This window comes from Corynebacterium tuberculostearicum (genome assembly GCF_046097465.1).
GTDB lineage: Bacteria > Actinomycetota > Actinomycetes > Mycobacteriales > Mycobacteriaceae > Corynebacterium > Corynebacterium tuberculostearicum_I.
This window is the reverse complement of the sequence record NZ_CP175799.1, coordinates 374,486-392,760: the sequence shown is the minus strand read 5'-3', so window position 1 is coordinate 392,760 and position 18,275 is coordinate 374,486. Positions and strand designations below refer to the sequence as shown.

Sequence of the window (18,275 nt, the reverse complement as noted above, 5' to 3'; positions counted from 1 at the left end):
TTTCTCTATACTGATTTTTTAAAACTAATTATTTACCCAAACGAAAGGTTTCTGCGTGTCCGCTTCTACCTCCCGAGCTTGGCTCGATCACTACAGCGAATGGACCCCACACACGCTGGACTACGGTAATAAAACCATCGTCGACTACTACCGCGATAACCTGCGGGTCAACGCCAATAAACCCGCCACCTATTTCTTCGGCCGCACGCAGACCTACGCGGAGCTCGACGCCCAAGTGCGCGCCGCCGCGGCCGGGCTCAAGGCTTTTGGTATTCGCCCAGGCGACAAGGTGGCCATCGTCCTGCCCAACTGCCCCCAACACGTCGCGGCCTTCTATGCGGTACAGCTACTTGGTGCCACCGTGGTCGAGCACAACCCGCTTTATACCGCCCACGAATTGGAAGGCCTTTTCCGAGATCATGGTGCCCGCGTAGCAATCTCTTGGGATAAAACCGCCTCCACGCTGGAAAAGCTGCGCTCGACCACCCCGCTAGAAACCATCGTATCCGTCAACATGGTCGATGCCATGCCACCACTCAAGCGCCTCGCGCTCCGCCTGCCTATCCCACCGCTGGCTGCTAAACGAGAGCAGCTCACCGAGCATGCACCAAACACAGTAGCGTGGTCTACCCTGATCGGCTCAGCTATTGGCGGCGACGGCAACGCCCTAGAAATGCCACGCATCAGCCAGGATGACGTCGCGCTCATCCTTTACACTTCCGGCACCACCGGAAAACCCAAAGGCGGAATGCTCTCGCACGGTAATCTCATAGCTAATTGCGTCCAAGGCCAAGCTTGGGTTCCAGAAATGGGAAAGCACAAAGAGCGCTTCCTCGCCGCATTACCGATGTTTCACGCCTACGGCATGACCACACTGTGCATTTTTAGCGTGTACATGGGCGCCGAGCTTATCTTGCTTCCTTCCCCACAAATGCCGCTCATCCTGGACATCGTGAAAAAGCGCACGCCTACCTGGCTGCCAGGGGTTCCCACCCTCTATCAGAAGATCATGGACGCAGCCGAAGACAAAGACGTGGACTTAAGCGGCATCCGCAACGCTTTTTCCGGTGCCGCTACACTGCCCGTAGAAATCGTGGAACGGTGGGAGTTCATGACCGGCGGACGACTCGTAGAAGGCTTTGGCATGACCGAGTGCTCCCCCGTGTTAATTGGCAACCCAATGAACGGAAAGAATCGCCCTGGCTATGTGGGGCTCCCATTCCCAGATGCCGAGGTACGCATTGCCAATCCGAAGAATCTGGATGAAACCCAGCCTGATGGCCAGCCAGGCGAGTTGCTCGCGCGTGGTCCGCAAATTTTCCAAGGCTATTTTGGCAACCAAGAAGCAACAGTGGAGTCCTTCCATAACGGCTGGTTCCGCACCGGAGACATGGCAGTCATGGAAGAAGACGGCTGGGTCCGCCTAGTCAGCCGCATTAAGGAAATCATCATCACCGGCGGCTTCAACGTCTACCCCGCAGAGGTAGAAGAGGCAATTGCAGAGCACCCCGACGTCGTGGATGTCGCCGCCGTGGGCCGCCCGCGCCAGGATGGCTCTGAGGATGTCGTCGGCTGCGTCACCCTGCGCGATGGCGCCGTGCTTGATCCAGAAGGCCTGAAGGAATTCTGCCGCGAGCGCCTGACCCGCTATAAGGTGCCGCGCACCTTCTACCACTTCGAAGATCTGGCGCGCGACCACCTGGGCAAAATCCGCCGCCACCAGGTGCGCAAGGACCTACTCGAGCTGCTGGAGGCAAAGGCCTAAACTTAGCGGCTATGGCTGATATTCATTACGGCGCTACCTTGACGGATTTCCTCGCGACGGCCGTCGCCAGGTTTCCGCAGCGCCCCGCCACCTATTTCGCTGGCCACACGCTGACCTATGGCGAGCTCGACGCCCAGGTGGCGGCCGCGGCCGGCGCCTTGCGCGAGATGGGCGTGCGCCCCGGCGACCGGGTGGCGCTCCTGCTCCCTAATTGCCCGCAACACGTGGTGGCGTTCTTTGCCATCCTGCGCCTGGGCGCGGTGGTGGTCGAGCATAACCCGCGCTATACCGCGCACGAGCTCACCCCGCTGCTCGCCCACCATGACGCCCGCGTGGCCATTGCCTGGGAGGACATTGCCCCCACCGTTTCCGCGCAGGTAGAGACCACTATCTCCGTCTCCCTCACCGAGCCGCTTCCCCTCTCCGGTGCCCCGGTGGAGCCGTACCCAGCCACGCTTGCCGACGCCGCCCTTATCCTCTACACCTCCGGCACCACCGCCCGCCCCAAGGGCGTGGTCTTAACCCACGGCAACCTCGCTGCCAACTGCTTGCAGCTAGAAACCCAGGCCCCACTGCGCCCCGGCCATGAGCGCTTCTTGGCCGCTTTGCCCATGTTCCATTCCTATGGCCTGACGATGAGCGTGCTGCTCGCGGTGCGCTGCGCGGCCGAGATTATCCTGCTTGCCGCCCCACACACCGACGCAGTGACGGAAGCGCTTGCCACCCGCCGCCCCACCTGGATGCCGGGCGTGCCGACCATCTACGAACGCGCCATGAACTACGCTGCCACTGCCGCTGATTCCGAGTCTCCCTCGGATCTCGGCGGGGTGCGCTATTCCATCTCGGGCGCCGCCTCGCTGCCCTCGCGCATTATCGACCCCTGGGAGGCACGCACCGGTGGCATGTTGGTGGAAGGTTATGGGCTTACAGAAACCTCTCCTGTGCTGACCATCAATCCCCTTGATGACACCCGGCGCGCCGGAACCATCGGCCTGCCTTTGCCGGACACACAGCTGCGCATCGGTGATCCTGCCGATCTCAGCCGTACCCAACCGGATGGCGTGGCCGGCGAGATCCTCGCCCGCGGCCCGCAGGTTTTTGGCGGCTACCTTGCCGACGCCCCCGCTAACGCAGCCGCCTTCCATGAAGGTTGGTTCCGCACGGGAGACATGGGCGTGCGCGAGCCCGATGGCCATATCCGGTTGGTGGGTCGCATTAAAGAAATCATCATTACCGGCGGCTTCAATGTTTATCCCGGCGAGGTGGAGGAGGCTTTAACCTCCCACCCCGATATCGCCCAAGCCGCCGTCGTAGGCACTCCCCGCTCCGATGGTTCTGAGGACGTCGCTGCCTGCGTGGTCCTGTCTCCTGGTGCCCGGCTCGACGAAGCTGCCTTGCGCGAGCATTGCCGCGGGCTGCTGGCGCGCTATAAGGTGCCGCAACGATTCTTTGCCATGGATAAGCTCGCCGAAGATCAGCTAGGTAAGCTGCGCCGCCGTGATGTCCGGCGCGATCTCCTCGCCCGCCTTCACCGCGATTAGTCTGCGTCGTTTTCTGCTTTACGCACCGCTTGTTTGTAGATGCGCTCGGACCGCTCTTCCAGGTCATGTTGGGCACGGGCTTGGGATTTGGCGGCGGCATCAGAACGCGGCGGGGCCTGAATATGCCGCGCGGCGTGCAGACCCAGTTGCAGCTCTTTGGCTCGCAATACCTCCGCATCGATTTTTATGCCCAAAATGAGCATCGTATTAGATAGCCACACGGCCATGAATACGGCCATGATGAGGCTGAAGGCGCCGTAGACGCTGGCCCCAGCAAAGCGCTGGGTATACAGCGCAAAGGCACCCCACACCACGACATTGGTGCTAAGCGCCACCACGGAGCCGAGAGTTATCCAGCGGAAGCGCGCTGGCCGCACATTCGGGGAAAAGTGGTACAGGATGGCAATCAACGTCAGCACGACCACCACGGTGAGCGGGAAGCGCAGCCAATTCCACACCGGCATAAAGATGCCGCCCAAAAAGTCCGCGGTGCTTTGCATCTCTAGCTTGCCAGCCAACGGTTCAACCACACCGCTGACAATGGTATCGCGCAGCAGGTTCGCAAAAAGCACGATCACCGCGCCGATGACCAGGACGATAGTAAGCCCCCACATGAGTGCCCAGGTGCGGATTATTCCGCGGCCCTCTACCCGCCCGTAGACGGTATTGGCGGTGCGCGAGAAGGCACGCACATAGGCCGAGGCGGCAAAAAGAGAAACCAGCACGGATACCACCAACGCGAAGGTGCCTTGGGCTGTGGAACCAATGATGGAGCCCACGAGGTGCTCGGCCTGCTCCGTCATCGAACTGGGCACGTAATCCGCAATAAACTGCGCGGTTAATTCGTGTACCTCGGCGCGCCGAGAGGAAAAGATGAGCGTGGCTATCGAATAGGCCGCGAGCACCGTAGGGGCAAAGGCCATGAGCGTGAAATACGTCATCGTGGCGGCGCGATCCATCAAGGCATCGTGGAAGAAGTCCGCCCACACGCGGCGGAGCACCAGCCCCCAGCTTTCCTTGCGCAGGCGGTTGCCGCGGGCCAGCGGATCCACATCTTCGGTGTGGCCTTCAATCTTTACCACGGTGGGCGCGGTACTCGGCACGATTTTATCCGCGCCCTCATAGACGGATTCGCTTACCGGAGTGGCCGGGGCGCTCGGCCATGCAGTGGCGGTCGGCTCGTCGACATACGGGGCGTCGGCCGACAGGTCTTCGCCCGCCGTGCTCGCGGCGCCAGGGACCTTGGCGGAATCGTCCAGTGTGCTCATATTATCCCAGCGTATGCGGTAAAGAATCTATTTCAGGAAGTGACACTCAGCTGTGATTACACTGGAGAAGCATGACTGAACAGAATGATAACAAGCTCAACGTGAAGTCCTTCGAACTCGACCACCGCCTCGTCAGCGCGCCGTATATTCGTGTGGCCGACCGCACGGATTTGGGCGGCGGCGTCGAAATCATTAAGTACGATCTACGCTTCTGCCAGCCCAATCAGGATCACCTTGATACCAAGGCGCTGCATTCGGTGGAGCACATGATGGCCAACTTCATGCGCAATTACACCGATAAGCTCATCGGTTTTGCCCCGATGGGCTGCCGTACCGGCTTCTACGCCATCACTAATGGCATGGAACAAGACGAGCTGCTGCGCGCGGTGGAAGGCGCGCTCAACGATATTCTTAACGCCACCGAGGTACCCGCGGCCAACGAAGAGCAGTGCGGCTGGGGTGCGCACCACAGCTTGGAAGGTGCGCAGGAGGCGGCCCGCGCCTTCCTGGGCGCTAAGGATGAGTGGCTTCAGGTCATGGCGGCCTAATCCAGGAGCCTTCGCGGGCGCGACAGGCGCCACGCCCGCAAAGCGGCCACGATAGACCCGAAAACCGTGTGGTTTAGGGAGCTATCGTGGCCGCTTTATGGGTTTTAGGCCCCGGTGTGAAGGGGCAACCTCGCGCTACTCGTCGAGGGAAAGGCCGATCCACACGGGCTCGGGCACGAGCTCCACGCCGAAGGTTTCCTGGACGCCGTCGCGGATGGTGCGGGCGAGGTCCACGATATCGGCGGCTGTGGCCTCGCCGCGGTTGGTCAGCGCCAGCGTGTGCTTCGTCGAGAGGGTGGCCCGGCCGGAGCCCGGATAGCCCTTGGCAAACCCGGCGCGGTCAATGAGCCAGGCGGCGGAGAGCTTTTCCCGGCCGGTCTCGGCAGAGGGGTGGCGGGGCATGGAGTCTGCGGTGGCGTCGCCAAGCGAGGTACGGACCTTGGCCTGGACGGCGTCGGCAAGAGCGGAGTCCACCACCGGGTTGGTGAAGAAGGAGCCGGCGGACCAGGTGTCATGGTCGGTGGGGTCGATCACCATGCCCTTGCCGCGGCGGAGCTTGAGGACCTCCTCGCGGACCTCGGCCACGGGGCGGCGCTCACCCGGATTCTGGGTGAGCTGGCCAAAGCGCAGCGGGCGGGAAAGACCCTCGGTATCGAGCTGCAGCTCCACCTCCAGCACCACGGCGCGGCCGGTGAATTTCAGGTTGGAATAGCGATAGGCCAGCTCTAGATCGGAGGCGGGGACCCACTCATCGGTATCGGTGCGGCGGTTATAAAGGCGCACGCGGCTAAGGACCTCGGAGATCTCCGCACCATAGGCACCCACATTCTGCACGGGGACCGCGCCCACGGTGCCAGGGATGCCGGAGAGGCACTCGATGCCGCCTAGGCCGAGCTGCACGGAGCGAGCCACCACGTCATCCCAGACGGCGCCCGCCTGTGCACGCACCACGCCGGTTTCGGTGTCCATAGAGACCTCGTCGAAGTCGAGGATCACCGCGACGAGATCCACTGCGCCATCGGCCACCAAGAGGTTGGAGCCGCCGCCAACGACGATGAAATTCACTTCGGCGTGATCAAGGGCACGCACCACGGCAACGGCGGCCTCTGGCTGCGAGCAGCGCAGTGCGGCCTGCGGTTTTCCGCCTACACGCAGCGTAGTCAGGTCCGCGAAGGTGGCGGTGGGGTCCAGTTCTACCCCGTCGATCGCTGTGAGCTGTTGCGTCAAAGATTTATCAAGCACGCCTACCAAGGTAGTCTGTTAGGCATGTCAACCCGTAGTGAAAACACCGTAACCATCAATCAGCCCATCGAAAAGGTTCACAAGGCGCTGCTCACCAAGGAATACTGGGAGTACATCGTGGCCAACCTCTCCCCTGAGGCGGGCCAGGTGCACGACTTCAGCGATAACGTAGCCACCCTCTTCGAGGTTCTGCCGACCACCCTGCTGCCAGAGGCAGTACGCGCCATGGTCTCCCAGGACCTGAAGGTCAAGCGCGTGGTTACCGTGGGCGAGCTCAACGGTGAGGCTGCAGACGTTAACTACACCGCGGACGTCAAGGGCACCCCGGTTGATTTCAAGGGCGATATCTCCCTGGCCGGCGAGGGCGAAATGACCAAGCTGTCCTACGTCAACGAGATTTCCGTCAACATTCCGATGATGGGCGCCGCCATCGAGCCGAAGGTGGGCGAGTCCCTGGGCGAGCTCTTCGATAACGAGGGCAAGCTGACCGAACAGTGGATTTCTGAGAACGCCTAAGTTCTCAAGACCCAAAATCTATGGCCGACCACGCACATAATCTGCGCGCCAGCGCAACTGCGGGTCGGCCTTTTGGCGTTATTACCCGCGGCACCACCAACCACAACCGGCTGCGGCGCTGCGATAGGTGGATGCTCGCGCACCCGGAGATTTCCGCGCTGCTGCGGCATGTGGATACGCCGCTGGCACTCGATGTGGGCTACGGGGCCTCGCATGCGACCACCGTGGAGTGGGCAGGCTGGCTGCGCCGGGCGAATCCACAGGTAGACGTACGCGGACTGGAAATCCACCCGGACCGGGTGCTGCCGCCACGCGATGGCGTGCGCTTCGAACTCGGTGGCTTTGAGCTGGCCGGCTACCGGCCGCAGCTGGTGCGCGCGTTTAATGTGCTGCGCCAGTATGACGTGGACCAGGTGGAAGAGGCCTGGCAGACGGTGTGCTCCCGCCTCGCCCCAGGCGGCTTCTTTGTGGAGGGCACCTGCGATGAGCTCGGCCGGCGTGCGGCCTGGTTGCTGCTCGATGCCCATGGTCCGCGGACGCTCACCCTGGCGTGGGACCCGTTTGATGTGGCGCGCCCTTCCGATATTGCCGAGCGCCTGCCCAAAATCCTCATCCACCGCAACGTGCCCGGCGAGCCCATCCACGAGCTGCTTCAGGCCGCCGACGAGGCCTGGGACCACGCGGCGGGGTGGGCACCCTACGGCCCGCGCGTGCGCTGGCGCATGGCACGAGCCGCGCTTGCCGACGCCCCCTTTAACATCCACCCCGTCCGCCGGCGCCTGCGCGATAATGTGCTCACCGTGGACTGGGAATCGGTGGCGCCGCAAGCTTAAAAATGTGCTGCTAACTTCACCGCAGACTTTGCCCCGCGCCGTCTCATGCGCCACACTGGTACGCATGGCTTCGAAGAAATCGGCGGGTTCACTCGCCTGGAAAATCATCATTGGCATCCTCGTAGCACTCCTCGTGCTCATCTTGCTGGCCGAGTTCGGCCTGCGCTGGTTCATCGGCCACCAGATGACCTCGCAGTTCAACGAGGCCGCTGAGCAAGAGGGCATTCAGGTCAAAGAGGACCCCTCCGTCAGCTTCGGCGGCAGCCCGCTCCTGTTGGGGCTGTTTAAGGGCTCCATTTCCCAGATGGATATGACCACGCCGTCCACCCTGCAAATCGACGGCACCGAGATCAAAGGCCAACCTGCCTCCGAGATCCACGTGGAAGACATGAGCACGGACCAGGACAACCCGGTGGCCGGCAAGCTGCGCGCTTCTACCACCGTGCCGGATGACTACCTGCTGGCCTCCTTCCAGAAGGGCATTTCCGAGCAGGCCGGCAGCGACAAGGTAGGCAATATGGTAGTCACGGAGATTACCGCCAATGAGCAGGACCATGTGCTGGACGTGAAGTTCGCCGGCGGCCTGGCCAACCTCTCGCTGGAGCCCACTGCCCACGATGGAAAGCTCGATATCCGCGCCACCGAGGCCTCCATCTTCGGCCTCGAGCTGCCGGAGCAGGCTACCGAAGCCATCTCCTCCGCGCTGCAAAACGGCATGTCGGACCAGTTCGTGGGCTCGGACATGAACGTCGATTCCGTAGAGGTGCTCGATGGCGAACTCAAGCTCACCATCACCGGCACCGATGTTCCGATGAACGACATGGATAAGCTGGCCGGCGGCGGCGAGGGCGCCACCGGCAATGGCGGCGCCAACAATGTCGCACCGCAGCAGGACGCGCAGAAGGAAGCCGTCTAAACCAAAGCGGCGGGAAATTCGAGGACCGGAAGAGTGGCAGCGGCCAACGCCGGTCCTTTTTTCATGCCTTCTTCACCGGTGCCGGAATCCGCGCGGTCCGCGCCCGCGGCCTCGCTGCTGCGCACAATAAGGCGCTGGTAGCCGGCCTGCTGTGCAGCCGTAACCGCGACATCCGCGGCTTCGGCCGCATCTGCGCCCACAGCCTCCGGCACGATGAGGCCCAAGCGGGCCGGATCGGGGCAAGCCTCACGGATGGCGATGAGCTCGGAGAGCACGGCATTGACATCCGTTAAGGTCTCATCGAGGCTGACCCACACCTCGCTGGCGCCCGATTGGATGGCCAGGCGGCCCTCGGAAGCCTTGATGAGCGTGTGGTGGCGGCCGGTGGGATAGCCGGCGACGGAGATGATATCGGCCGCGCCGGCCCTCGCGGCAATGGAAACATGGTGCGGGGAGACCACGACGGTGTTATCGGCGGCGCGGTCCTTGACCATCGCGGCCGGGGCAGCAAGCAGGTTAAGCATTAGTAGCTGTAATCGCCGTTGATGATGGCCTTGAGCTGCGGGCGCACATCAAACCAGTACACGCCGGTAATGACTGCGCCGATCCAGGACAGGAATGGCATGCCGGTGGCCATCGCTACGGCCGAGCCCGCCAGCAGGCCAACCCACACCCACTTGCCCTGACGGTCGCCGGCGCGGAAGGCATCCTCGCGCGTGGCGGCGGCAAGCACCGCACCGACGATGGCGGTCAGGGTGAGGATTCGGAAGATGTAGCCGTCTAGATTCCAGGCAAGTTCATAAAGGAAATACATGCAGATTAATTCTGTGGGTCGTCGGTGTCGATTACTTCGCCATCGATAATATTATCGCCCTGCGAAGGAGCCGAATTCTGGCCGGGGCGCGGCGCATTCTTCTTTTCCGCGCGGCGGGCCTGGGCGGAATTATAGGCGTCCATGACGCCCCCACGGGTCTCTTGATAGGCGGTGGAGAACTTGCCCTTAGCGTCAGCGAACGACGCGGACTCGCGGGTGCCGTCCGCGGCCTTCTTCAAGGAAGCACCAAATTCCTTCGCGGTGGCGGTGGCCTTGTCCACCAAGCCATCCTTGCCGGTGGCGCCGTAGGGGCTGTGTGCCTGCGCGCCTTGAGCGTGCTGGGTGCGCTCTTCTTGCAGGCGCCCACCGAAGTCCTTGGCTACCTCAAAAGCAGCGCTGCCGGCATCCTTCAGGGAATCGAAAATCTTCTTATTATCGCTCATTGCTCATTACTCCTTGTGTTTAAGCACCAAAGATCAGGTGGTTAATCGCGAATATCACCAATCCTGCCAGGGAACCGACGATAGTGCCGTTCAAACGAATAAACTGCAGGTCCTTGCCCACCATGAGCTCGATATTGTGGGAGGCTTCCTCCGCATCCCAGCGCTTGATGGTCTCCGGGATAATCGCGATAATTTCCGGGGCGAATTTCTCCACCGCGTAGCGCGCGGCCTTATCCACGAGGGCATTGGCCTGGGCTAAGAATTCGGAGTCCTCGAGCAGGCGGTGCGCGAGCTCCTTTACCTTCGCCGTAATCTTCTGGCGCAGGAAGGACTCTGGGTCATTGAGCTGGTCAATGAGCGTGGTGGATACCGTGCGCCACATGGCCGCCGGTGCCTGCTGGGCTTGGTCGGAGGCGAGCATCTCTTGCTTGATGCCCTCGATGCGCCCGCGCATGTCCTCGTCCCATTGCAGATCCGAGGCCAGCTTGGACAGGTTGCGTCGAATGGCCAGACGAGCCTCGTGGTTGCCATTGCGGCGCACCTCATCAGCGAATTCCACGAGCTCGGTATAGACCTTCTCCCCCACCATCTCGCGGGCAAAACGCGGCGCCCATCCCGGCATGCGCTCGTCGATGGCGGTGACCACGGTGGGCTCCATGTTCAGAATCTTGCCGTGTGCCCACTCAATGAGGTCGTCTTCCAGCGGACGAGCCTTGCCGTCAGCAATATAGCCCTCCAGCAACCTACCCAGCGGTGGGCCCCACTCAGGCTCGGCCAGGCGATCCATGACTTGGGTGCGGATGAATTGCTCTGCTTCTTCGGGGTCGAGATCCTCCACCACGCTGGCGGCACGCTCACCAATCCATGCGGAGACCTCCTCCGCCTTGCCGGGTTCCACGCCCTGGCGTGCCAGCCATAGCGGCAGCTCCGCCTCGCGAACCTTGGCGCTGAGCGCATCCGCGGTAAGGAAGTTCTCCTCCACAAAGTCACTTAAGGCATCGCCCACGCGGTCCTTATTATTTGGAATCAGCGCCGTATGCGGGATGGGCAGTCCCATCGGCCGGCGAAATAGCGCGGTCACCGCAAACCAGTCCGCCAGGCCACCCACCATGCCAGCTTCGGCCGCTGCACGCACGTAGCCCACCCATACCGGAGCCCCGCTTTCCGACGCCTGCCACCACGAACACCCCAAAAAGATCACCGCGGCACCAATCAGGAACGACAGCGCAATCGCCTTCCACCGGCGCAGGTCCGCACGCCGAGCCTCCTGATTGCCAGCCTGCGGCACCGGAGCAGCACCCGACGATGCCGATGCCGTAGCCGTTTCTAGGCCTTCGTCCGCGCGGTGCGTCATGAGTTCTCCTTGGGATTGTGAAGATGTATTCAGGCTTCGGCCATTAAGACTAGTGCGTACTTAAAAGCACTCGACCTCTGCCTTCAGTAATTAAGTTTATGGACAACAAAGAATCTGAACTGAAGGGGCCCGGTTTTCTGTTAGATGAAGATAAACACCCACCAGCACAAATACTTACTTCGTTTGTCTAAGCAGGCGGTCTTAATGGGGTTGACCAGGTCGCTTCCGAGGCTAAGGATAAGCTCTTCGATGCTGCCGAGGGTATGAAGGATAAGGCCAACAAGGTTATCGGCGGCCTGAAGGACGACTAATCCTCGGCCTCCTCGTCTCTGTCTCTGCACATCGCTGCGCTGACACTCTGCTGGCGCAGCGAATTTATTGATCAAGACTACGTTCGCATCACGAAACGCGGTGACGTGTCCGAGCAGCAGAAGGCTATCCCCCTCGAAAGCGATTGTTGGATAGAGCCCAACCGTAGTGTCATAACCACATCCCCAATTCCAACTTTCCCGGAAGCAGCGTCAGAGGCTTTTAATGCCCAGAAGTACGCAAAGTAAAAATCCGCCCAGGTTCACCCAGAGACACGCATTATCATGTCGATTTGCCCCTTGCTTTCATCTTCTCTAGGGAAACCAGCAGCTAAAACCACAAAATCAGAACATATGCTTTAGCATATGTTCTGATTTATGGCGGGGTCAAGTCCTGGGTAGTGGTGTATCTGTTTTCGAATCTGGGGTTAGTTTCATGGCGGTGGTTTAGGGGCCATCTCGGGGATAAGGGGTGAGGGTATTCACGCGGCGATCTCCTGGTTGTTGTCGCGGTCCTCGTCGATGACCCCAGCGGCGATGATCTCTTTGGTCTGTGCCAGGCTGGTCAGTGACATATAACGCTTCTGTTGGATCCAGTCATCGTGCTGTTCGGCCAACACCGCCCCAACAAGGCGCACAACAGCGTCTCGGTTTGGGAAGATTCCTACGACATCGGTACGCCGGCGGATCTCCCTATTGAGCCGTTCAGTGGGGTTATTCGACCAGATTTTGGTCCACACCGCTCTCGGCGCAGCGGTAAACGCCAACAGCTCGTCGAGACACTCCTCGAGGTAGGTGGCAACGTGAGGGAATTTCTGCTGGCAGAATTCAATAACCTCACGAGCTTGGGCCCACACACTAGCGGCATCGGGTTGCTGAAAGATTGTGTGAAACATCGCTGACAGAGTCGGCCATTGGGTTTTGGGAACCTGGGCCGAGAGGTTCTTCGCGAAGTGCGTTCGACACCGCTGCCAACTAGCCTGCGGCAGGCAGTCACCCACGGCTGCTTGAATACCAAGATGGGCATCACTAGTAACGAGGAATACCCCGGTCAGGCCACGGGCGATGAGGTCCCGAAAGAACCCGGTCCACGACGCGGTAGATTCCGCGGTGGCAACCTGCATGCCCAAAAGCTCTCGGTAGCCGTCAGCGTTGACACCTGTGGCCAGCAACACGCTGGTCTTTACGACACGTCCTCCTTCCCGCACCTTCATTGTCAGCGCGTCGCAGGAGACAAAGTGGTAGGGGCCTTGGTCAAGCCGGCGGGTGCGGAAGTCATCGACCATGTCATCGAGTTCTTTGGCCATCTGGCTGACCTGAGACTTCGACAAGTTGTTGATCCCAAGGGTGGCCACCAGGTCGTTCATCCTGCGAGTGGAGACTCCTTTCAGGTAACAGGTGGCGATGACTGTGGTCAAGGCACGCTCGGTGCGGCTGCGGCGCTCTAGCAGCCAGTCAGGGAAAAATGCGCCGGTGCGTAGCTTCGGGATTGCCACATCAATGCTGCCGACTCGGGTATCAAGTTGGCGATGACGGTAGCCATTACGTGTGTTGGTGCGCTCGGCTGACACGGTGGCGTAATCAGCCCCGCAGACGGTGTCTGCTTGGGCGGAAAGAATCTGGTTGATGAAGTCAGTGAGCATTTGGCGCATCAAATCTGGGGACGCTTGAGTCAGCAGCTCTTCGAGATACGCGGTCGGATCGATATGATGAGGGTCAGCGGCCATCGCAGGGTACTTCCTTTCGAGGATAGGTAAGAGTTGATTCGAAAGGTACCCGCGATGGTCGCCTTCATGCACACCGGCACAAGACTTACCGCGGGCTACAGATACACCACGTTAGGGGACGCAACCTATGGCGGGCTCGGCGAGTGCGCTGATTTACCCTCACCTTGCGTTGTTTACACGTTTTCAATGCTCATTATAAAGAAGGGTTCAAACGGAATTCGTGTAGGCGCAATCAAGGGCTATAAAATATCGCATTCCTTGCATCCAAACCTGTACATCCAGAGAATTGCCTTGGATTGGCGGTAACAGGTACTAGATATGCGTTAGTAAGATTAGCGCGCGTTAATGTCGCTCCACGAAGGTCTGACTCGCTAAGAATTGCGTTCGTAAAATCTGCGTCGGTGAAATCTGCCGATTTCAAGTTAGCCCATGCCACCATGGAGCCGCGGAACGAGCATCCTTTGCATATGCTTCCTTCGAGATTGATATCCGTCAGGTCATAGTTGGACATATCTTTTCCGGAAATGTCTTTACCAGCGAGTCCCGTGACCCACGTTTGGGGCATTGCTCTATACATCTTTTACGTGGTCCGATCTGTTTCGATTGTGGAACTGGCCTATGGCCAACAATATAAATGCGTTTAAAAATACGTTTACTAGAGACAACAAATCGATGTAACCATGACCTAACCCTAGAAATCCTGATAGACCTAGGACAAACGCTAGACAGGTGCTTAAAGAGGCTGCAATAAAAACCCATTTAGCGGTGGTTGTTCTGTACCTGTATAACGCGCACCAAATAATTAGGGTGATTCCAATTAAAACAAGAACTTTGCTATTTTCCATGTCTACTCACGGTGAAAAGCGAAACTGTATTTCTTGTCTCTAGCATCGAGTTGCATACGGGGGTGCTGTTGCAAAGTTGGGTGGAGAACCGCGAACACTCCTTTCTTCGTCGCCTGGCCAGCATTATGGCCCAGCCTGCTTAGATATTCTGGAAGATGTTGTTGAGGTATTTCACCTGCCGGTGTTCCACTGTTGGCGGGCAGATTCCCTCTGACTTCAACTCGGCGATTGCCCTGGCTAGTGAGGGTGCTTTATCGGTGTTGATCACTCTGGGATACCCGGCTGACGCATTGGATCTGAGGGCCTTGGCCAGGAAACGCTTCGCTGCAGCCACGTTCCGCTTCGGAGAGAGGTAAAAGTCCAGGGTCTGACCACCGGCGGTGATCGCCCGATAGAGATAGCACCACCTGCCACCGACCCGGATATAGGTCTCATCCACCCGCCAGGAACTGGCCTGCCAATCAGGTACCTGCCGGTACCACCGTGTTTGCTTGTCCAGCTCAGGGGCGTATTTCTGGACCCAGCGGTAGATCGTGGTGTGATCGACCGGCACGCCCCGCTCGGTCATCATTTCCTCCAGATCGCGGTAGCTCACCCCGTAGCGGCAGTACCACCGCACTGCCCACAGAATGATGTCACGGGGAAATGACGACCGGAGAAGATACCCATGGCTGTGATTATTTCACGTCGCTCTTCCTACTGCCCCAACTTTGCAACAGCACCCACTGATCCGCCTTCGTTCAACTACGAACGCGGGGAGCACCTCTCGATCGCGATCTGGGGGGGCGTTGAAGCAACGGTATGGAGGGAGGCGTCGGCAAGCGCTGCTTAAAGCAACGCAATGTTGGCGCCGTCTTGGGTCCTGGCGGCAGACAGACAACAACCCCCGCCTCCCTGCATGGCGTGCATGCTGTGGAGATCGGGGGTTGTCGGTGCTTGGCTTAAGAGCGAATACTAGTTAGCGCGGCCGGTTTCCTTGCGGTACTTGCGGTAGTAGCGGCGGCCGTAGTGGACGGTGCCTACTGCGGCGATGGCCACAGCCACCAGAGCGATAATGCCGATGATGATGGTTAGGGAGTAGTTGCCCTCACCGGCAGTGCCCAGCGGGGTATCCCACACGCCAAGGCCCCAGATGAGGATGCCGGCGGCTGGGAGGCAAGACAGGATCAGACCCATGCCCACCCAAGTGGAGGTGCGCAGGAGGGAAGAGTGAGGAGCACCGAAGGATACTGGATCGTAGCCCTCAATGTAGGTGTCCTGAATCTTGCCGGAGAACTCCGGGTAGGTCTCGCTGGCGTAGTCAGCGACTGCGTGGGTGTTATCGCTCATGGCGGAGTCTTTCTGTCTTTCTCTCGTTCCTAGTATTCCTACGGAATAACCTTAGCTTAGTCGTCCTTGCCACGGAAAGCAGCACGTGCACGTTCGCGGGTAACCGCAGAAACTGCGGTCAGCGGAACGCCGGCCGGGCAGACATCGGCGCACTCACCGTAGAGGGAGCAGTGGCCAAAGTTGGCTTCCAGGTCGTCGACCATGTTGCGAGCACGGCGGCCACGCTCTTCCTTGCCCAGCGGCATAAGGGAGAGGTGGACCAGCTTTGCGCCGGTAAACAGGTGAGCCGCACCGTTCGGGCAGGCAGCAACGCAGGCGCCGCAGCCGATGCAGGCAGCGTGGTCCAGCGAGTACTCGGCGGTCTCGTGGTTGAGGTGCATGGTATCCGCATCCGGAGCGGTACCAGCGTCCATGGAGACGTAGCCGCCCTGCTCCATTACGTGATCCAGTGCCGCGCGGTCCACGACCATGTCCTTGATGACCGGGTAGGCAGCGGAACGGAATGGCTCCAGCTTGACGGTCTGGCCATCGGTGAAGTTGAACAGGCGCTGCTGGCAGGCAGGGGTGTTCTGGCCTGGGCCGTGCGGGCGACCATTGACGGTCAAACCACAGGTACCGCAAATGCCCTCACGGCAGTCGGAAGCGAAGGCGAAGGGCTCTTCGCCGCGCTCAATGTAGCCCTCGTTAACGTGGTCCAGCAGCTCCAGGATGGACATCTGCTCAGAGGCGTCATCCACCTGGACGGTCTCGAAGTGGCCTTCTTGGGTCGGTCCGGCTTGACGCCAGATCTCAAGTGTCAGTTTCATTACTTGTAGTTCCTTGTCATCAGCGGGATCGAATCAAAGTACAGCGGCTCGGCGTGGCGGATGAACTCGTTCTTATTTGCGCCCGGCTCCCATGCGGAAACGAAGCACCAGTTCTCATCGTCGCGTTCTGCCTCGCCGTCCTCGGTGAGGTGGTCCTCGCGGAAGTGAGCACCACAGGACTCATCGCGGTCCAGGGCGTCAACACACATCAGCTCACCCAAGTCCAGGTAGTCAGCAACGCGTAGGCCGTACTCCAGCACCTGGTTCATGTCATTGGCCTCACCCGGAATGCGGACGTTAGCCCAGAAGTCCTCGCGCAGCTCGCGGATCTTGGTGATCGCGGTCTTGAGGTCCTCGACGTTACGGGAGACGCCGCAGCCGTGGTAGAGGATATCGCCCAGCTGGCGGTGGTAGTAGGACGGACCGTGCGGGTTCTCACCGCGCACGCCCATGAGGCGGTCGATGCGCTCCTGGGACTGTGCCAGGGTTGCCTGTGCCTCTGGGGAGTCCTCAGCCAGCTTCTCCTCGTTGAGGTGGTCAGCCAAGTAGTTCGGGATGGTAAACGGCAGGGTGAACCAGCCATCGACGGAAGCCGAAAGCAGGGAGTTTGCACCCAGGCGGTTAGCACCGTGGTAGGTCCAGGAGCACTCACCGGCGGCAAAGAGGCCGTCGATAGAGGTCATCTCGTTAAAGTCGGTCCACAGGCCACCCATGGTGAAGTGGCAGGTCGGGGCGATGCGCATCGGGGTCTCATAAGCAGACTCGCCAATGGCTTCTTCGTACATCTCGATGAGGTTGGAGTAGCGCTCGCGGATCTTGTCCTTGCCCAGGCGCTCGATGGCGTCGCGGAAGTCCAGGTACACCGAGTTGTGCAGCGGGCCAACACCCAGGCCGGCGTTGATCTGCTGGGAGATGGCACGGGAAGCAACGTCGCGCGGAACCAGGTTGCCGAATGCCGGGTAGCGGCGCTCCAAGAAGTAGTCGCGCTCTTCTTCCGGAATGGTATTCGGGTCGCGGTCGTCGCCCTCCTTCTTCGGGGACCAAATGCGGCCGTCGTTACGCAGGGACTCCGACATCAGGATGGTCTTGGACTGCCAATCGGAGTTGACCGGCAGGCCCGTCGGGTGGAACTGCACGAAGGCCGGGGAAGCCAGGTAAGCACCGCTGTCGTACGCACGCATCATGGCGCTGGCATTGGAGTTCTTTGCCAGGGTGGACATGTGGTAGACGTTGCCGTAGCCGCCGGTACCCAGCACGACTGCGTGGCCGGTGAAGGCCTTGAGCTCACCGGTAATCAGGTTGCGGGTAACTATGCCGCCGGCGCGCTTCTTACCGTTGTCGTTGTAGACGATGATGTCCTGCAGGTCGTTGTGAGCGAAGAGCTCCACGTTGCCCAGGCCAATCTGGCGGTACAGCGCCGAGGTGGTGGACAGCTGCAGCTGCTGACCTGTTTGGCCACGGGTGTAGTAGGTACGGGAGACCTGCACACCACCGAAGGAACGGGTAGCCAGGGTGCCGCCGTACTCGCGAGCGAATGGGGCGCCGATGGCGTTCATGTGGTCGATGACGCGGACGGACTCGTTTGCCAGGCGCCAGCAGTCGGACTCGCGGCAGCGGTAGTCGCCGCCCTTCACGGTGTCCTTGGTGTGGCGGTAGGCGGAGTCATTGTCCACCTTCTTGGCACGGGAAGCGTTGACACCACCCTGCGCGGCGATGGAGTGCGCGCGGCGCGGGGAGTCGTGGTAGGTGAATACCTTTACCTTGTAGCCCAGCTCGCCCAGTGCGGCCGCAGCGGCGCCGGCGGAGAGGCCGGTACCAACCACGAGGACCTCAAACTTGCGGCGGTTCAGTGGGGAAACCAGCTGCATGTGGTCCTTTTGGTGGGACCACATATCCTTCATCGGCACGCCGTGCGGCTCGTGGGATTCCAGAATGTTGCCGGCAGATACGCCCGGAACGATGGACTGTGGGTGCGAGAACTTAGGGTGCTCGCGCTTGAGTTCAGTATTAGTCATGGGTT

Annotated in this window: 17 protein-coding genes and 1 pseudogene; 6 read left to right on the top strand and 12 right to left on the bottom strand. The window is 60.4% G+C overall.

Going from position 1 to position 18,275, the window contains the following annotated elements; genetic code table 11:
* Positions 1–55: 55 nt before the first annotated feature.
* Both ACKFRX_RS01835 and ACKFRX_RS01830 read left to right on the top strand, forming a co-directional pair.
* Positions 56–1,765, top strand: a complete 1,710-nt coding sequence (locus ACKFRX_RS01835) for a long-chain-fatty-acid--CoA ligase (RefSeq protein WP_408919291.1) — start codon at positions 56–58, stop codon at positions 1,763–1,765.
* Positions 1,766–1,776: 11 nt separating this feature from the next.
* Positions 1,777–3,306 (top strand): AMP-binding protein, encoded by a 1,530-nt coding sequence (locus tag ACKFRX_RS01830; RefSeq protein ID WP_408919292.1) that lies wholly within the window; start codon positions 1,777–1,779, stop codon positions 3,304–3,306.
* Here ACKFRX_RS01830 and ACKFRX_RS01825 read toward each other — a convergent pair.
* The gene (locus ACKFRX_RS01825) at positions 3,303–4,574 is read right to left on the bottom strand and encodes a YihY/virulence factor BrkB family protein (protein WP_408919293.1); all 1,272 of its coding nucleotides are present in this window, start codon (positions 4,572–4,574) and stop codon (positions 3,303–3,305) included. The genes ACKFRX_RS01830 and ACKFRX_RS01825 overlap by 4 nt on opposite strands.
* 71 nt (positions 4,575–4,645) lie before the next feature.
* Between ACKFRX_RS01825 and ACKFRX_RS01820 the strand changes: the two genes are divergently transcribed.
* Complete coding sequence (locus ACKFRX_RS01820) at positions 4,646–5,122, top strand: S-ribosylhomocysteine lyase (protein ID WP_408919294.1); 477 nt, start codon at positions 4,646–4,648, stop codon at positions 5,120–5,122.
* Between the two features lie 135 nt (positions 5,123–5,257).
* Here the strand turns inward: ACKFRX_RS01820 and ACKFRX_RS01815 are convergent, their stop codons facing one another.
* Positions 5,258–6,364, bottom strand: a complete 1,107-nt coding sequence (locus ACKFRX_RS01815) for a UDP-N-acetylmuramate dehydrogenase (protein ID WP_408928037.1) — start codon at positions 6,362–6,364, stop codon at positions 5,258–5,260.
* A gap of 24 nt (positions 6,365–6,388) precedes the next feature.
* On the opposite strand from ACKFRX_RS01815, the gene ACKFRX_RS01810 reads away from it, so the two are divergent.
* The 3 genes from ACKFRX_RS01810 (at position 6,389) to ACKFRX_RS01800 (ending at position 8,629) form a co-directional block, all read left to right on the top strand.
* The gene (locus ACKFRX_RS01810; RefSeq protein ID WP_179387320.1) at positions 6,389–6,880 is read left to right on the top strand and encodes a DUF2505 domain-containing protein; all 492 of its coding nucleotides are present in this window, start codon (positions 6,389–6,391) and stop codon (positions 6,878–6,880) included.
* Between the two features lie 20 nt (positions 6,881–6,900).
* Positions 6,901–7,713 carry a class I SAM-dependent methyltransferase gene (locus ACKFRX_RS01805; RefSeq protein WP_408928036.1) on the top strand — a complete coding sequence of 271 codons (813 nt, stop codon included), beginning with the start codon at positions 6,901–6,903 and terminating at the stop codon, positions 7,711–7,713.
* 64 nt (positions 7,714–7,777) lie between these two features.
* Positions 7,778–8,629 (top strand): DUF2993 domain-containing protein, encoded by an 852-nt coding sequence (locus ACKFRX_RS01800; RefSeq protein WP_408928035.1) that lies wholly within the window; start codon positions 7,778–7,780, stop codon positions 8,627–8,629.
* On the opposite strand, the gene ACKFRX_RS01795 is transcribed toward ACKFRX_RS01800, so the two are convergent.
* From ACKFRX_RS01795 to ACKFRX_RS01750, 10 genes and pseudogenes are all read right to left on the bottom strand, one after another.
* Complete coding sequence (locus ACKFRX_RS01795; protein ID WP_408928034.1) at positions 8,626–9,153, bottom strand: deoxyribose-phosphate aldolase; 528 nt, start codon at positions 9,151–9,153, stop codon at positions 8,626–8,628. The genes ACKFRX_RS01800 and ACKFRX_RS01795 overlap by 4 nt on opposite strands.
* Complete coding sequence (locus tag ACKFRX_RS01790) at positions 9,153–9,443, bottom strand: DUF2516 family protein (protein ID WP_408919299.1); 291 nt, start codon at positions 9,441–9,443, stop codon at positions 9,153–9,155. Before ACKFRX_RS01790 ends, ACKFRX_RS01795 begins: the two co-directional genes overlap by 1 nt.
* Before the next feature lie 5 nt (positions 9,444–9,448).
* Positions 9,449–9,886 (bottom strand): CGLAU_01105 family protein, encoded by a 438-nt coding sequence (locus ACKFRX_RS01785; RefSeq protein WP_408919300.1) that lies wholly within the window; start codon positions 9,884–9,886, stop codon positions 9,449–9,451.
* A 19-nt stretch (positions 9,887–9,905) separates the two neighbouring features.
* Positions 9,906–11,240, bottom strand: coding sequence for a DUF445 domain-containing protein (locus ACKFRX_RS01780; protein ID WP_408919301.1), 1,335 nt, complete (start codon positions 11,238–11,240; stop codon positions 9,906–9,908).
* 790 nt (positions 11,241–12,030) lie between these two features.
* Positions 12,031–13,275, bottom strand: a complete 1,245-nt coding sequence (locus tag ACKFRX_RS01775) for an IS256 family transposase (protein WP_049377104.1) — start codon at positions 13,273–13,275, stop codon at positions 12,031–12,033.
* A gap of 232 nt (positions 13,276–13,507) precedes the next feature.
* The gene (locus tag ACKFRX_RS01770) at positions 13,508–13,786 is read right to left on the bottom strand and encodes a pentapeptide repeat-containing protein (RefSeq protein WP_367239367.1); all 279 of its coding nucleotides are present in this window, start codon (positions 13,784–13,786) and stop codon (positions 13,508–13,510) included.
* Between the two features lie 482 nt (positions 13,787–14,268).
* A pseudogene (locus tag ACKFRX_RS01765) lies at positions 14,269–14,789 on the bottom strand (IS6 family transposase); the annotation flags it as partial.
* 285 nt (positions 14,790–15,074) lie between these two features.
* Positions 15,075–15,449, bottom strand: coding sequence for a hypothetical protein (locus tag ACKFRX_RS01760; protein ID WP_250409501.1), 375 nt, complete (start codon positions 15,447–15,449; stop codon positions 15,075–15,077).
* 56 nt (positions 15,450–15,505) lie between these two features.
* Positions 15,506–16,255: a succinate dehydrogenase/fumarate reductase iron-sulfur subunit gene (locus ACKFRX_RS01755; protein WP_005323073.1), complete on the bottom strand. Its 750-nt coding sequence runs from the start codon at positions 16,253–16,255 to the stop codon at positions 15,506–15,508.
* Complete coding sequence (locus ACKFRX_RS01750) at positions 16,255–18,270, bottom strand: fumarate reductase/succinate dehydrogenase flavoprotein subunit (protein ID WP_005327184.1); 2,016 nt, start codon at positions 18,268–18,270, stop codon at positions 16,255–16,257. Before ACKFRX_RS01750 ends, ACKFRX_RS01755 begins: the two co-directional genes overlap by 1 nt.
* Between the last annotated feature and the right edge of the window lie 5 nt (positions 18,271–18,275).

What these genes read in the sequence shown, in the direction of transcription:
- ACKFRX_RS01805 (WP_408928036.1), top strand. Translation starts at nt 6,901, where the DNA reads ATGGCCGACCACGCACATAATCTGCGCGCCAGCGCAACTGCGGGTCGG.
- ACKFRX_RS01760 (WP_250409501.1), bottom strand. Translation starts at nt 15,449, where the DNA reads ATGAGCGATAACACCCACGCAGTCGCTGACTACGCCAGCGAGACCTAC.
- ACKFRX_RS01820 (WP_408919294.1), top strand. Translation starts at nt 4,646, where the DNA reads ATGACTGAACAGAATGATAACAAGCTCAACGTGAAGTCCTTCGAACTC.
- ACKFRX_RS01800 (WP_408928035.1), top strand. Translation starts at nt 7,778, where the DNA reads ATGGCTTCGAAGAAATCGGCGGGTTCACTCGCCTGGAAAATCATCATT.
- ACKFRX_RS01775 (WP_049377104.1), bottom strand. Translation starts at nt 13,275, where the DNA reads ATGGCCGCTGACCCTCATCATATCGATCCGACCGCGTATCTCGAAGAG.
- ACKFRX_RS01770 (WP_367239367.1), bottom strand. Translation starts at nt 13,786, where the DNA reads ATGTCCAACTATGACCTGACGGATATCAATCTCGAAGGAAGCATATGC.
- ACKFRX_RS01750 (WP_005327184.1), bottom strand. Translation starts at nt 18,270, where the DNA reads ATGACTAATACTGAACTCAAGCGCGAGCACCCTAAGTTCTCGCACCCA.
- ACKFRX_RS01780 (WP_408919301.1), bottom strand. Translation starts at nt 11,240, where the DNA reads ATGACGCACCGCGCGGACGAAGGCCTAGAAACGGCTACGGCATCGGCA.
- ACKFRX_RS01795 (WP_408928034.1), bottom strand. Translation starts at nt 9,153, where the DNA reads ATGCTTAACCTGCTTGCTGCCCCGGCCGCGATGGTCAAGGACCGCGCC.
- ACKFRX_RS01755 (WP_005323073.1), bottom strand. Translation starts at nt 16,255, where the DNA reads ATGAAACTGACACTTGAGATCTGGCGTCAAGCCGGACCGACCCAAGAA.
- ACKFRX_RS01830 (WP_408919292.1), top strand. Translation starts at nt 1,777, where the DNA reads ATGGCTGATATTCATTACGGCGCTACCTTGACGGATTTCCTCGCGACG.
- ACKFRX_RS01825 (WP_408919293.1), bottom strand. Translation starts at nt 4,574, where the DNA reads ATGAGCACACTGGACGATTCCGCCAAGGTCCCTGGCGCCGCGAGCACG.
- ACKFRX_RS01785 (WP_408919300.1), bottom strand. Translation starts at nt 9,886, where the DNA reads ATGAGCGATAATAAGAAGATTTTCGATTCCCTGAAGGATGCCGGCAGC.
- ACKFRX_RS01790 (WP_408919299.1), bottom strand. Translation starts at nt 9,443, where the DNA reads ATGTATTTCCTTTATGAACTTGCCTGGAATCTAGACGGCTACATCTTC.
- ACKFRX_RS01810 (WP_179387320.1), top strand. Translation starts at nt 6,389, where the DNA reads ATGTCAACCCGTAGTGAAAACACCGTAACCATCAATCAGCCCATCGAA.